The organism is Anaerocolumna cellulosilytica (genome assembly GCF_014218335.1).
In the GTDB taxonomy this organism is placed as follows: domain Bacteria; phylum Bacillota; class Clostridia; order Lachnospirales; family Lachnospiraceae; genus Anaerocolumna; species Anaerocolumna cellulosilytica.
In genome coordinates, this window is the sequence record NZ_AP023367.1 from 1842423 (window position 1) to 1858044 (window position 15622).

The following is a 15622-nucleotide window of genomic DNA, read 5'->3' on the forward strand; positions in this document are numbered from 1 at the left end:
GTGATATGTCCGAGGATAATCTTAAGGGAATGGATAAGTTCAATATAAATTTATATGAGGAGGAGTGGATGGTACAAAGTCCGAACACCGGGCAGAGCATAAAAGCAGAAGATACAGTTTTAATATTCGGACAAACAGATACATTAATTTATAACAATAAAAGCACCGCAGAAAATAGTATAACTGTATATAAAGGTACCCAATTTACATATAAGAATGATAAAGAATATGAAATAGAACCGGACAAATATGAAGACTATATAAATTTAATAGAAGAAATAGGCAGGAATGGGTTTTTGGTAAATACGATTATTTTTGACTGGATAGTGGAGGACATGGAAGGGTATTATGCCGGAATTGATAATATTACAAAAGGACAGGGTTCTGTTTATGATTTTATAAACACTCCGCTGGCAAAAGGAATCTATCGCTTGTTTTACTTAATAAAAGGTTTAATACAGACTAAATGGAAAGCAATAGCACGGATTTTGATAATTAATGAAAAGAAAGAAGAGATTCCGAATCCTTTTTATGAAATCATTGCAAACTACGGTAAATCACTTAGATTTATCTTACCGGAGGTTAAAATTACAACCATTCACATTCATGACAGAGTGCAATTAACAGATGCTATAAATAATGAATTACGGAATACAGAGCAGGAATTAGAAGTATTTTATAGCAAGAATAAGAGGTATGTTAGAAATTACAAAAAATGGTCTGTTTCTGATGAAAAAAATAAACAGGCCGCTAACGTTCCTATAAAAGAAGGTTCTGTATTTTTAATTACAGGTGGTGCCGGAAAGCTTGGGCGGTTATTTGCTACCTTCTTAGGGAAAGAATTTAAAGCGAAGGTGGTGCTGGTAGGACGTTCTGAACTAGACTATGAAAAAGAAACCTCAATAAGGGAACTGGAACTGGCCGGAATACAGGTGATTTATTGTAAGGCGGATGTAACTGATAAAGCGCAGATGGAACAGGTAATTCTTCATACAAAAAATAGATTCGGTGAAATACATGGTGTTATCCATGCAGCCGGTATAGTCAGCAATCAGTTACTGCCTCAAAAAGAGTATGTGGACTTTAAGGAAACTTTACAAGTCAAAATGCTTGGTACGATTGTACTTGATGAAGTGACAAAGAAGGAACCCCTTTCCCATTTTATACTTTTTTCCTCAACTGCATCTATTTTAGGGGATTTTGGACAGTGTGATTATTCTTTGGGCAACCGGTTTCTTGACTGCTACAAGGAATTAAGAAAAGTATTACAGAGGAATGGGCTACACAGAGGTAAGACCATTACCATTAACTGGCCCTTATGGGAAGAGGGAGGGATGCACCAGGAGAAGGAAACAGAAACATTATACTTAAAAACCTCGGGTTTAGGATATTTGCAAAACGATTCTGGTCTTCGTGCTTTTGGCCAGATACTGGCTCTACAGAAGGAGCAGGCAATCGTATTTTATGGCAAGGAAAGAAACATTACCAATCTTTTACGCTGCAAAGATAATTCATCTAACATACCGGAGGAAGAGAAGTGCAGTACTTCTTTGCAGCCAATGGAACAAAAGGGTACTCTTAAGGCGTTTGTGGAACAGGATTTAAGAGCTATGTCAGCAGAAATATTAAAGGTAAAAGTAGAAGAGATTGAGTATGATATTAACTTTGGAGAATTTGGGTTTGATTCCATCTCCTTAAAGATATTTGTTAAAAAAATTGGAGAGCAGTATAAGGTTGAGATATCCCCCGCGGTCTTTTTTTCAGCGAATACGGTAAGAAGCCTGACAGACTATTTATTAGAAAGGTTTAGCAATGAGTTAGAACAATATTATCTACAATCGGAGCTTCTTATAAAGGAAGTAAAAAAGAGCTCATTACAAGCAGATTTGATAAGGGAAGAGATTAAAATAGCAAATGCTACAAAGAAGAACAAAAGCTCTAAAGCAGGTACAATTCCCGGGCGCAGGGGAGCTTTGGAGCCTTTTAAAAAGCATTTAAAATCCCTAAATAATTACACGGATACATCTACAGAGCGAGCGGAAAATCATAGAGAACCGATTGCAATTATAGGAATGGAAGGTGTTTTTCCCGGTTCCAAAGATGTAAACCAATTCTGGGATAATATACGCCATGCCAGAGACTTAATAACTGAAATTCCGAAAAGCAGATGGGACTGGAGGGCGTATTACAGTGAAAATCGCCTGTCAAAGAATAAATCCAATTCAAAATGCGGCGGCTTTATTGATGACGTTGATAAGTTCGATGCTTCATTTTTTAATATCTCTCCTATGGAAGCAGAACTAATGGACCCACAGCAGCGGTTACTGCTGCAATCTGTTTGGAAAGCTGTTGAAGATGCTGGATATAAGGCTTCTGAATTATCCGGCAGACAAATCGGAGTTTACATGGGTGTCCAATTTAATGATTATCAGGAACTGTTACAGGAATCAGAGGAATTAAAGCCACAGATTGTGACAGGGAATGCCCATGCGCTTTTGGCAAACAGGATTTCGTATTTTATGAATTTTAATGGACCCAGTGAAGCCATAGATACCGCTTGTTCAGGTAGCCTTATTGCTATACATAATGCAGTAAAATCCATTCAAAGAGGAGAAAGTGAAATGGCGGTGGCAGGGGGGGTCAGCCTGATGCTTTCCCCAAGAACCTTTTTAAGTGCAAGTAAATTAGGTGTATTGTCAGTAGATAACCGTTGTAAAACCTTTGATGCAGATGCGAACGGTTATGTCAGGGGTGAGGGGATAGGTGTTATTCTGTTAAAGCCACTGAAGCAGGCAATAAGGGATGGTGATAATATTTATGCAGTTATTCGGGGCAGTGCGCAAAATCACGGTGGCAGAGCCAATTCCTTAACAGCTCCAAACGCAGATTCCCAAGCAGGAGTAATATCGGCAGCTTATAAGGATGCGGGTATTACTCCAGATACAGTTACCTATATTGAAGCCCATGGGACGGGTACGGAACTTGGAGACCCGGTGGAAATTGAAGGGTTAAAGAAAGGCTTCCGGGAGGGAAATAAAGCGAAGGAGAGCATCGTAAGTAATCCCCGGTGTGGTCTGGGCTCTGTTAAACCTAATATCGGGCATTTAGAACCGGCAGCAGGAGTTGCAGGAATCATCAAGGTTATAATGGCCATGAAGAATGAAGAAATCCCTCCAAGTATCCATTTTAAGAAATTGAATCCCTACATTCATCTTGAGGATACACCTTTTTATATTGTACAAAAAGCGCAGATTTGGAATCGTCTTACTGATAAGGAGGGAAAGGAAATCCCCCGCCGGGCAGGGGTGAGTTCCTTCGGATTTGGTGGTGCCAATGCCCATATTGTACTTGAAGAATATAAAGAAACAAAAAGACAGGAGAGAGAAAAACAAGAGGGAGAAAGACAAGAGCAGATTATTATCTTATCTGCCAAAAATGAAGAGAACTTAAAGCAGTATGCGAAAGACCTGTTAGAGTTTTTAAAAGGAACTTCCCTCACCGGTACCTGTGATAGCTTTGATAGGATTGCGTATACCCTCCAGTCCGGCAGGGAGGCAATGAACGAACGCCTTGCTGTTATAGCAGGTGACCTGGCTGAATTACGTTATCTCCTTCAGGAATATATAAAGGGTAAGAACCATCCTAACTTGCTATGTAACAATGCAAAAAATACCCAGAATAGTTTAGAACTATTGTATGATGACGAAGACGCAAGCGGAATGATAGAACAGTGGATAAGTAAAAGGAAATTCCTTCGTCTGGCTAAATTATGGACATCCGGTTATGAAATCAATTGGAAGCTATTTTATAAGGACAGACCGGTTGGTCGAATTTCATTACCAACGTACCCCTTTACAAAACAACGGTATTGGTTTGCAGAAGGTTCTAAAAGTCTAAACAGTGCCAGAACTAATATCCAGACACTGGATACATTAATAGATAAAACGGAATATCTTAGGAGCTTTCATGGAGAGTTAGTATTTAGTAAAGTTTTAAGCAAAGAGGATACCATTGTTAAGGAGCATGTAATAAAAGGGCAAAGCATTTTTCCTGGTGTTGGCTATTTAGAAATGGCTTTTCAGGCAGCAGCATTAATTTATAATAGCAGAGAACTTAAAATAAGCAGACTCTTTTGGCTAAACCCTCTAATCGTTAGTAACGCAAAGGTAAAGTTGAATATTTGCCTGAAAAAGGCAGAAGACCATGTAGTATTTGAAGTAAAGGAAGACACGGCCTCTGGGTCTACTGTTTATGCAAAAGGAGAAATCCGTCAAAAAGCCGGCGGGTATGAAAGAGAGCATATTTCAATACAGAATATTAAGGATAGGTGCAGTAGGGTTATAAAGGGAGAAGAGCTTTATACCTACTATCAAAAGGACGGTATTGATTATGGGGATTACTTTAGAGGAATTGAAGAAGTCTATGTAAATACTACAGAAGCGTTAGGAAGAATTCGTATACCGGCTGGCAGTGGACCCGACTTACATACCTATACTCTTCATCCTACCTTATTAGATAGTGCTTTGCAAATTATAAGCTGCATAGCAGGGAGTGAAGGAAGAATCAATTTGCCCTTTACAGTAGGTTACTTCGAAATCATAAAACCTTTGGAAGTATCTATGTATTCTTATGCTAAGGAAGACGGCAGCAACAGCTATGAAGTATCCCTTATGAATGACGAAGGCGAAATATGTGCAAAATTTCATAAATATGTATTAAAGGAATTACGGGAGAGGGTTCCTCCTTTATATTATCAACCCCAATGGAGATTGTCACCTGTGTCTAATGAACTTTTGAGTCAGAAGAACAGTGAGGCAGAGCTTTCTTCTAAAGAGGCCGCTTTGATTATTTATACGAAGACAGGAGAAAAACTGGCTGACTTACTAGCAAAAAAGCATAAAAAGGCAGTGCGTATCTTACTGGGCGAGAAAAATAGCAGAAAAGTTAAGGACTTATGGGAGGTTAAATATGATGATCCAACCGCTCTTAGTGACACTATAGCTAAGGTGAAAGAAAAGTACAGCATTTATTTTCTGGGAGGAATAACACAAGAGAATGGAGAGACACATACTCTTTTAGAGATACAAAAAAACCAGGAATATGGAGTCATTAATTTATTCCGACTGGTAAAAGCCCTTGAAAAAAATACTCTTTATAAGACTTCTCTTACACTAAAAGTCATAACAAATAACGTGTATTCTTTGGAGGATAGTAAGGTAATATTCCCTGATTCGTCCAGTATTCATGGTTTTGTTAAATCACTTGCCAAAGAATACCCAGGATACAAAATAAGTTCCGTTGATATTGATTTAGCAGAACCAGAAAATTTAAATATCTTAGATGCGTTCTCCTTGGAAAAACTGGAGCAGGTACTTATATCTGCCATAACAGAACCCCATAACTCTAACGGCGAAACAGTTGTATATCGGAATAACAACCGATACGAAGGTGTGATAAAAGAAATACAGATGCCGCCAGTAACCAAAAGTGTGTTTAAAGACAAGGGCGTTTATATTATTGTTGGCGGAGCCGGAGGTGTTGGTTTGATTCTTAGCCGCTATTTAGCCAGAACTGTTAAAGCCAGGCTTTTCTTAATTGGAAGGAGTCCATACAGTGACAGCAAAAATAAGTATTTCAAAGAAATAGAGGAACTTGGCGGTACTGTAACTTACTATCAGGCAGATGTTACAGATTTTTTGAGTATGGAAGCTGCAATGAGTAAAGTAAAAGCCATTTATGGAGAAAAGATTAACGGTGTGTTTCATTCAGCAATTGTACCGGCAGATAAAATGATACATAACATGGAGGAAGAGGAATTTAGAGCTGCCTTTGACCCTAAAGTGTATGGAAGTGTCGTGTTACATTCTCTTTTAAAAGAGGAAAATTTGGACTTTTTTGCATTTTTCTCATCGACCTCCTCCCAGGTAGGAATGCCGGGACAAAGTAATTATGTCAGCGGTCTAAACTTTAAGGATAATTTCGCAGCCTATATCAATAGAAGAACCTCCTACCCTGTGAAAGTATTTAATTGGGGATACCTTGGCATCGGCTCCAGTGCAGAGGAGGAATTCCGGAGTAAAATGAAAAGAATAGGAATCCATTCCATTGGTGAACAAGAAAGTATGGAAATTGTTGAACGAGTCTTAGCAAACACAGTAAACCAGGTATTCTTATTAAAAGCAGAAAACCGTGTCCTAAAACAAATGGGAATCATTCAGGATAAAAGCAGTGCTATAAGTGCAGCAAAAGAGCTTACGATTGCAGCAGCAGATTCGGTAGTTGATGTAAAGGTCTGGTTAGGGGCGTATTTAAAAAATATCTTAACAGATATTCTTAAATGCGATAGGGATAGTATTGATAATGAGACTGACTTTGCTGACTTTGGTGTGGATTCTATATTAAGTTTTCAAATTCATGCTGAAATTGAAAAAAGCTTTGGGGATCTGCCTGCTACCCTATTTCTAAATAACTCCAATATCAATGAGTTGGTTACGTACTTTCTTGAAAATTATGGAGAAACAGTAAGCGTATTATATGGAAAGTCTTCTATGAACCAAAAGCTGGCAGAAAGCATTGTGATTAGTAATGAGAGAGACGAGCAGATACAAGGGATGGACAACAATTTGTCCGTTGTTTTTACTGCACAAGAAAGACAAGAACGAATTTGTAACTATATAAGGGATAGAATTGCTAATACACTAAAATGTGACGCAGATAGTATTGGATTTGAGGAAAGCTTTAAAGAATATGGGATTGATTCTATCTTAGGATTTCAGTTATACGGTGATATAGAGGCAAGTTTTGGTGATATACCTACCACTCTTTTTTTAGAGTATGATACTATCAGAGATCTTGTTGCCTATTTGATACAAAATAAAGGAGCAGAAATAGACAAGTTTATACAGGATGAAAGACTTGGTATAGATATGGCGAAACAGATTGTTACATCAAAGCCCGCTAGAGAGGAACTAAAACTTACAGATTTAATAAAAACAAAGTCAGCGGTTATTGAATTGCCCATTGAATTAGATACCTTTCTTGTAGAGATTGATTCTGATACTAAGATGGAGGTAAGTATGAAAGGAAGCGGAGAGCCTGTTTTGATTATACCGGGTTTAGCGGTAACTTCTATAATCTGCTCCTATCAATTTATTGAACTATCTTTAAAATATCAGGTAATAGGTATAAATCTTCCCGGTCATGGACGAAGTGACGGAATTGAGGATCTTTCATTTAAAGGGATTAGCAAAGTTCTGGTTAAAGTCCTTGATAAACTCCATATCCATCAGCCCATCCATGTGGTAGGCGGCTCCTATGGCGGAATTATCGCTCAAAACATTGCCCTTGCTTATACAGATAGAGTTAAGTCATTAACACTCATTGGAAGTATTACAGCTACAAAATTCGAAGGAATAGCCCAGATATTTTCTTTTACAGAAGCTGTCTCCAAGGATTTTGAAGCGGTTAAATTAAAGGCTGTATCAGAGGATGTGCTGGAGAATATGGATTATTATTTTGAAATATATAAGCACAGTCAATCAACCAATAGTCCATTATTATTAAAGTATCTTGAGTTAATGAAAATAAAAATGACAACAAGAGAAGTACTAGAGCTGATTCAGGTTCCGACGTTGATTCTGGTGGGTGCCATTGATACAGTTGTAGAGCCGGAGGAATCAAAGCTGATTCATTCTAAAGTCAAGAATTCCAGATACGTAGAAATTGCAGACGGAGGACATTTTATACATCTTACGCATCATGAAAAAGTAAGTAATGCAATTCTTGATTTTCTGCAAACCTATGAGACTTTGTAAGGAGGTGGGACATGCCGGTTCAAGAAATAAAGCAGAAGTGGGACCGATTATGGGAAGAGGGAGTTATACATTTTTACCCGGAAGAGAACAAAGCACTTTCTATAGAGGATGAATACTTTCCTTTGTTCGTAGAGTATGCACCGGAAAGGGCAAAACGTTTTATGGGTGAAAAAAATGAGCACTTACCGCTGGGAGCAGAAATCTGGAAGCGGAATGATATGTTATTTGAATTTGACAATCTGGTAATGCTTGCAAATAACAGACCAGTTAGTCGGTATCATAGTATTTTATGCTCAAGGGAACACCATCCACAGAATGATTTATCCCTTAAGGAAATACAAGAAGTCTCTGCATTAGCAGAAAGATACGGATTTCGGTCATTTTTGAATCTTTTGGGGACGGCAGCAACACTGAACCATTTTCATACCCAGGTGCTTTTCGAGCCATTTCATTTAGAGGAGTTACCCTGTGCAGTTCATGGGAATGTAGGAAGGATTCCACAGTATCCGGGAGGAAATATACTCATTACCGGTAATCTTAAAAAACGTTGCAGCCTGGTGTTTGATTTGATGAATAGACTTACAAAGTCAGATTATTTTTATACGGTTATAAAGAGTGGCAGAAGAAGCGAAACACCTTTGTTTTCGCTTCTTTTTTGGATGGATAAAATTTTATTTATCCCCAGAAAAAAAGAGGTGTCATATTTTAAGGATTCCATGGTGGGAGGTCTGGAATTAAGCGGGCATTTTCTTATTGCCGCACCTATTGCCCCTCATAATACATTTGAAGGAATGAATCGTGAGAAACTAATAGACATTATCAAAGATGTAACCTTTAGCCAGGAGGATATGTACCGGCTATAAAATACTAAAACGAGTCAATTGCAAAACAATAAGTTTAGAGGTTCTGACATAGAGTACCATTTTGCAATTGACTGCTAATAAATCAGTTTAAAGGAGGAAATTTATGTTGAAAGTAGCGGTTTTTTCAGGCGGCAGAGGTTCTAATACGTTGGTTAAAGAATTGGTAAAAGATGAAACAATTAAGTTATCATTAATTGTGAATGCGTATGATGATGGTAAGTCAACAGGTGAAATCCGTGATTTTTTCAATATGCTTGGTCCATCGGATATCAGAAAAAATCAGGAGAACCTCATGTCTAGTAATTTTACGAATTATAACATCTGGGCAGACATCTTTAAGTACCGGTTTGGAGAAGATATCAGACATGAACAGTGTATTCAGATATTAAATGACTTTGTTACAGGTAAAAGCAATCAAATCGACCATATCATTATTGCTGACAGTGACCTTGAAAATCTTATTAAAAAGTTATTAAACCAGTTCCTTACTTCATTGGAGATATATGAAAAAGTTCTTGGCAGAGAATTTATTTTTTCGGATTGCTCTTTATCCAACTGCCTCTATGCAGGGGCATATGAAATACTGGATAAAGATTTTAACAAGACCATTAATTTGTTCAATCTGCTTTTGCACGTCCGAGGAGATGTTGTACCTACTAATCTGGAGAATAAGAAACTGGTAGGTATCAGAGAAACCGGTGAAATCTGTTATGATGAAGCAGAAATTGTAGAACTACGTTCCAGTGATAGAATCAGTGATATCTTTTTAATTGATGAATATCTGGATAAAGAACTTATTGAGAGTAAGTTTACTACCAGCAGGGAAAAAATCGATTATTTAAGACGAATTCAAAGTTATGTCTATGGAACTCCGGAAGCACTTCAAACCATCGCAGCGGCTGATATCATAATTTATGCGCCGGGCACACAGCATTCTTCGCTTTACCCAAGTTACATGACAATGGGCATACCGGAAGCCATTTACCAAAATACCAAGGCACTGAAAGTATTCATCTGCAATATAGGAGAGGACTATGAAACCCCGGATTATACCGCCAGTGAATTTTTAACAAGCGCATATAAGTATTTAACTAGAAATGCAAAGCTGAAAATGCCTTTATCTGAATTTATTAATATAGCTTTAATTAATACCTCACGTTCTGTAAAGAAAGAGGATATACGCTATGTAGAGAATGATTTTTCGAAATTAGAAAAGCTGCCTATAAATATAGTATACGGTAAGTTTGAATCGGAAACGGATTTAGGGAAGCACGATGCGGTGACCACGGTATCAACTATAACAGATATTTATTACAACCGGTTCTTTAAGGAATTATCCTATGAAATTAAAGTGGGATAAGAAAAAATATGTCATATTTGACTTTGACGGAACCATTGCGGACACAAACCGTCTTCACAGAGCAGCCTTTCTTGAGATTTTTAAATCCTTAGGCATAGCAGAGTTTGAATATGAATTATACATGGGCAGAAAAACAAGAGAAGTATTTAAAGAGTTCTTACAATCTAAGTCAGTTTCTAAAACGGAGAAAGAAATAATAGCCCTTACTGACAGGAAGCAAAGTCTTGTAAGGAAGCGGATGACAGAAGAAGTAGAGGCCTATGAAGGTGCAATAGAGTTTATCCGGTTACTAAGGGATAAAGGTAAAATTTTGTCGGTAGCGACATCCTCTTCCAGAATAGGCGTTACCTTGGCATTAAAGAAATTAGGGATTTATAATGACTTTCACTTTATTATTACCGGTGATGATGTAAAAAAAGCAAAGCCTTCGCCGGAAATTTACAAAAATGCATTGCAATTAGCCAATATGAAGCCACAGGAGGCAATTGTTATTGAAGATTCTCTTAGCGGTTCTCTGGCAGCCTCAGGTGCGGATATAGAAGTAATAATTGTTAATAACAAAGAGCTAAGGGGTCAATATTATTGTACCGATTTTATCTGTCTGGCAGAGGATTTTTGTGAGTATCTATCTGATAGGTGAAGCGATTTCGTGTAATTTAATATCAGTGTGTGGTATCAAAAGCACTTATTCAAATCCTACAGTTTATTGGTAAATTTGGTAGAAAGAAGGAGTATTTTTTATGGGAAAAATAGCGATTGCGGTTATAGGTACTCACGGTGAAGTAAGACCTTTATTGGCACTGGCAATTGAGCTTAAAAAAGCCGGGCATGAAGTAATAGTATGTGCCCCGCCAAATGAAAAGGCATGGATAACCAGTTATGGCATGGAATTTTGTTCTACAGGCTGCAATATAAACGGTCTTATCGGCAATTTAAACGGATATATGGGTCATCCGGTACGTTTGTTAAAAGCGGTAAAACAAACTTTACATAGTATTATTGATGGACAATTTGAATTAAAAGACAGGATAAAGGATGCAGATTTAATCGTTGGCAGCGGAGAACCCTTCGCCGTTCCTTCCATTGCCGAAAAATACGGTATTCCTTTTGTATTTCTTAACCTGGTAACCCAGTTCATGCCATCTTCAAAATATCCGCCAACGGTAATACCCTGGCAGAATTTACCCAGATGGTTGAACCGGATACTCTGGCGTCTTGTTAATTCCTTGATTAACCTGTCTCTGGTAAAAATACTGAATGAACAGCGTGAAAAACTTTTATTAAAACCGGTTAAAGATATCTATGAGCATATACTGGGGAGTTTTAAAACCTGTATTATTGCAGTGAATGAAATACTGGATAAAGTACCAAAGTATAATTTTAATTATATTCAGACGGGATTATGGCATGTACCTGAAGTAGTTGAAGAAGAGATAGAGCCAGGATTAATAGAATTCTTAGAAAGCGGTCCTCCTCCGGTGTATATCGGTTTTGGAAGTATGAGTGACCCGAATCCCCAGGAAACCAGCAAAATAATTGAAGAGACGATAAATATCTTAGGCTGCAGGGCTATTATTTCAAAAGGGTGGGCAGATCTCTGCAAGAATATTGATGTTAATAACACTTATATGATTGGATATATTCCGCATTATAAGCTATTTCCCAAAGTGGCGGCCGTTGTTCATCATGGAGGTGCAGGAACTGTATATACAGCGGCGTGGGCAGGTGTTCCTCAGGTTTTAATCCCCCATATGCTGGACCATTATTATCAGGGAGCCCTATTACATAAGAAAAAGTTAATACCAAGAGCCATAAGCCGTTCCAAATTATCCGGTAAAAAATTAGCAAGTGCCATTAGAGAAGCCTTAAGCAATGAAGAAATAATAACTAACAGTGCAAGGATTGGGGAGGAATTACGGAGGATTGATAAAGAAGGAATAAACAAGGCGGTAGAAACCCTTGAACAGGTTCTAAGCGGGCATGGGAGTTTAAGTTGAAAAAAAGCATTTTCAACTTACCTATTTAGGCCTGTTCAATTTTTTGAATAGGTCATCAAAAAATTGAAAGGCACGGGTTTAAGTTGAAAAAAACATTATCAACATCCTGATCTGAATGTGTGCAAGTGCTGACAGCACTATGGCACACAGATGGGAGTTTAATATGGAATATCAGACAATCAGGGTACAGTGGCAGGAGAAGATATGCAAGATTCAGATTTTCAGACCGGATGATAAGAATACCATTAATAATCAAATGGTAGAGGAATTCTATGAGGTTTTGACATATTGTGAGGATAGAGCCAGCATAATTGTATTGGAAGGGTTTATAGAATTTTTTTGCTTTGGAGCGGATTTTAAGGAAGCATATAATGGAATTGTTAATAAGACAGGCGTTAATCACTCGGATAAACTATATCAGGTGTGGTTAAAGCTTGCGACAGGACCATATATCACGATATCCCATGTTAAGGGAAAGGTGAATGCAGGGGGAATAGGTTTTGTAGCGGCAAGTGATATAGTATTAGCTGACAATACCGCAGAGTTTAGTTTGTCTGAATTATTGTTTGGGTTGTTTCCGGCCTGTGTGCTGCCATTTTTAATTCGGCGAATCGGATTTCAGAAAGCCCATTATCTTACTGTTATGACCCAGGCGGTATCTGTTTCTAAAGCATATGAGTGGGGATTAGTAGATGCCTGGGAAGAAAAGAGTGATTCTTTGCTTCGCAGGCATTTGCTTAGGCTGGAACGGTTACCTAAGTCAGGAATTATGGACTATAAGAAGTATATGAGTGAAATCTATAACCATTTATCAGAAGATAGAAAGACAGCAGTAGAAGCAAATCGCAGGATGTTTTCCAATCCTCAGAATGTAGACTGGATTTGTCAATTTGTAGAAAGCAGTAAACTGCCATGGGAGCGATGAGTTGAAAAAGAAGTTTTTTCAACATTCTGATTTGTAGGTGTGCAAGTGCAGACAGCACTATGGCATACAGATGGGAGTTTGACATAATATATGAAGGAGACCAACTATGAAAAGTGTCGGGATAGAAGCAATAAATTTTTTTGGAGGCCTTGCGTATCTTAATGTAAAGGAATTGGCTGAATATAGAAAGTTAGATACCACCAGATTTGAAAACTTATTAATGGAAGAAAAAACAGTGGTTTTGCCCTATGAAGACCCCATCACCTATGGGGTGAATGCAGCAAAACCAATAATTGACAGCTTAAGTGAAGAAGATAGGGAAAAAATAGAGATGGTAATTACTTGTACAGAGTCCGGAATTGATTTTGGTAAATCCATTAGTTCCTATATTCATCATTATCTTGGATTAAATAGAAACTGCCGTCTGTTTGAATTAAAAAATGCCTGCTACTCCGGAACTGCTGGTTTTCAGATGGCCATTAATTTCATTTTGTCAGGAAGCTCACCTGGAGCGAAAGCTTTAGTCATTGCTACAGATATCACAAGATTTGTGGCAGTAGATGGGGGAGAAGCATTAACAGCCGACTGGTCGTTTGCAGAACCCAGCTCCGGAGCAGGGGCAGCAGCAATTTTGGTTAGTGATAATCCACTTATCTTTCAAATTGATGTAGGTGCTAATGGTTATTATGGTTATGAAGTGATGGATACCTGCCGTCCTATACCTGATAGTGAGGCAGGTAATTCCGATTTATCGCTTTTATCCTACCTGGACTGTTGTGAACAATCTTTTCTCCAATATCAAAAGAGGGTTGAGGGAGTAGATTATAAGAGCACCTTTGATTATCTTGCCTTTCATACACCCTTTGGAGGCATGGTGAAGGGGGCACATCGAAGCATGATGCGTAAATTGGCAAAAGCCAGTCCTGCTGAAATAGATGAGGATTTTAATATACGAGTCATGCCGGGGATGAAATATTGCAAACGAGTTGGTAATATTATGGGGGCAACTATATTCTTGTCATTGCTTGGTTTGCTGGATTATGGTAACTTTGACAGTCCGAAACGGATTGGTTGTTTTTCATATGGCTCCGGATGCTGTTCTGAGTTCTATAGTGGTGTTGTTACGGCAGCAGGGCAAAGATTACAGCAAAAGAACAGAGTTGAAAAACAATTGAATTCCAGATATAAACTGAATATGGAGTTATATGAGATTCTATTAAAGAAAAGCGGACTGGTGAAGTTTGGGACACGCAATACAAAGCTGGATTTTGAGGTAGTACCCGGTTTGGTTCAGAAAAGCAGAGAAGAGAAAATATTATATCTGGATCAAATTAATGAGTTCCATAGAGAGTATATCTGGTTATAAGAATAAAAAAATCAATCCATGAAACGCTGCAGGTATAAGACTTAAAATTTGGCAGTGCTTCATGGATTTTTTTTGCAGCAAAGACCTGGATAAATCCTAATTATTTTTCTCTGATTAGGCTTAGATCTGTTTTATACATTTCCTTTTCTCTGTTAATACTGATTTGATTGCCCAGATTCTCAAGCAGGAGGTAAATACAGATACTCCCGTAATAGTATACATTAAAAGATAGGTAATTTTTAAATCAGAGTGCAGGAAACAATAATCCACAAAGATTATAAATGGAAGGATATATAAAAGTACAGCCAGGTATCTGCCGAGTTTATCAAATTTCGGTCGGAATTTCTGTGCCTTGTAATCAGTTTCCATTTTGGAAGTAAGAATAAAATTAAAAAAGCGGTCTAAGATAACAATAAGAAACCAAACCGGAATCTGTGTACGAAGCATTATAACAATATGCATGGAAATAACAAAAAAGAAGTCGGCAAATAGGTCAAATAGAGCACCAAATCTAGTCTCCAGCCCAAATCTTCTGGCAATCTTCCCATCAAAAAAATCACTTAGACAAAGCACTATGTATAACAATACAAAATACATATAGCTATTGGTACCAGTACTCCTAATAAAAATGTTGTTTGTAAGAAACAGAAGAGCAGGTGTGCCTGCCACTCGCAGAAAGGTTAAGTAATTGGCTCCATTTTTAAGAAATAAGCTCCTCATCAAGAACCCCCTAATGTAATGCCTAAGTCATAGGCTCGCTTAACTTCACTTTCTTCCTGGTTTGATAAGAATTTTTCCAGATAATCTGCCTTCCGGTAAAGGAGTTTACTTAATTCATCAAGTTCAGAAGAATTATCGGTCATCATTCCTGTTGAATAAATTAAAATCTTACTGTTATCAATATTTTTAATAGCGGAAACATAATCTCCAAGCACCGGTGATAATTCGCCATTATAGACAGTAGTTCCAAACGCTACAATTTCATATTCTTCAAGATTCTCAGATAAAAAGTCTCCGGGATAATTTATGGTTACCTCATATCCTGATTCATTCAAACCCTTTGCAAGGTTAGTTGCAATCGTTGTTCCGTATTCTGAACGGCCTGGTTGATAGATAATCAACGCATTGCGGTTACTGTCTGTTCCGGGTAATATGATTTCATTGCTCTTATGTTTAACATTCCCGGCACTGGTAACGTATAAGGTTCCTCCTAGTGTCCCAAGACCTATAACTACAATACAAATAATAAGTATTAGGATTGCCTTTTTTCTACCTTTTCTGTTTGATTTTCCCATAG

At 37.8% G+C, this 15622-nt stretch carries 9 protein-coding genes; 7 read left to right on the top strand and 2 right to left on the bottom strand.

The features are described 5' to 3' along the window. Positions 1-5 precede the first annotated feature (5 nt). From acsn021_RS07820 to acsn021_RS07850, 7 genes are all read left to right on the top strand, one after another. Entirely contained in the window at positions 6-7814 is a 7809-nt protein-coding gene (locus acsn021_RS07820) for an alpha/beta fold hydrolase (RefSeq protein WP_184093606.1), read from the top strand. A gap of 11 nt (positions 7815-7825) precedes the next feature. Continuing rightward, a complete protein-coding gene (locus acsn021_RS07825; RefSeq protein WP_184093607.1) occupies positions 7826-8677 on the top strand; it encodes a hypothetical protein in 852 nt (283 codons plus the stop codon). Positions 8678-8780: 103 nt separating this feature from the next. Then, positions 8781-10037, top strand: coding sequence for a 2-phospho-L-lactate transferase CofD family protein (locus tag acsn021_RS07830; protein ID WP_184093608.1), 1257 nt, complete (start codon positions 8781-8783; stop codon positions 10035-10037). Next, the gene (locus acsn021_RS07835; RefSeq protein ID WP_184093609.1) at positions 10018-10677 is read left to right on the top strand and encodes an HAD family hydrolase; all 660 of its coding nucleotides are present in this window, start codon (positions 10018-10020) and stop codon (positions 10675-10677) included. The genes acsn021_RS07830 and acsn021_RS07835 overlap by 20 nt, the downstream gene beginning before the upstream one ends. A gap of 100 nt (positions 10678-10777) precedes the next feature. Further along, entirely contained in the window at positions 10778-12034 is a 1257-nt protein-coding gene (locus acsn021_RS07840) for a glycosyltransferase (protein WP_184093610.1), read from the top strand. A gap of 163 nt (positions 12035-12197) precedes the next feature. Further along, a complete protein-coding gene (locus tag acsn021_RS07845) occupies positions 12198-12959 on the top strand; it encodes an enoyl-CoA hydratase/isomerase (protein WP_184093611.1) in 762 nt (253 codons plus the stop codon). A gap of 106 nt (positions 12960-13065) precedes the next feature. Beyond that, a complete protein-coding gene (locus tag acsn021_RS07850) occupies positions 13066-14325 on the top strand; it encodes a hydroxymethylglutaryl-CoA synthase family protein (protein ID WP_184093612.1) in 1260 nt (419 codons plus the stop codon). A 120-nt stretch (positions 14326-14445) separates the two neighbouring features. Here the strand turns inward: acsn021_RS07850 and acsn021_RS07855 are convergent, their stop codons facing one another. Together acsn021_RS07855 and acsn021_RS07860 are read right to left on the bottom strand one after the other, a co-directional pair. Beyond that, positions 14446-15045, bottom strand: a complete 600-nt coding sequence (locus acsn021_RS07855) for a CDP-alcohol phosphatidyltransferase family protein (protein WP_184093613.1) — start codon at positions 15043-15045, stop codon at positions 14446-14448. Further along, complete coding sequence (locus tag acsn021_RS07860) at positions 15045-15620, bottom strand: flavodoxin family protein (RefSeq protein ID WP_184093614.1); 576 nt, start codon at positions 15618-15620, stop codon at positions 15045-15047. Before acsn021_RS07860 ends, acsn021_RS07855 begins: the two co-directional genes overlap by 1 nt. Positions 15621-15622 lie beyond the last annotated feature (2 nt).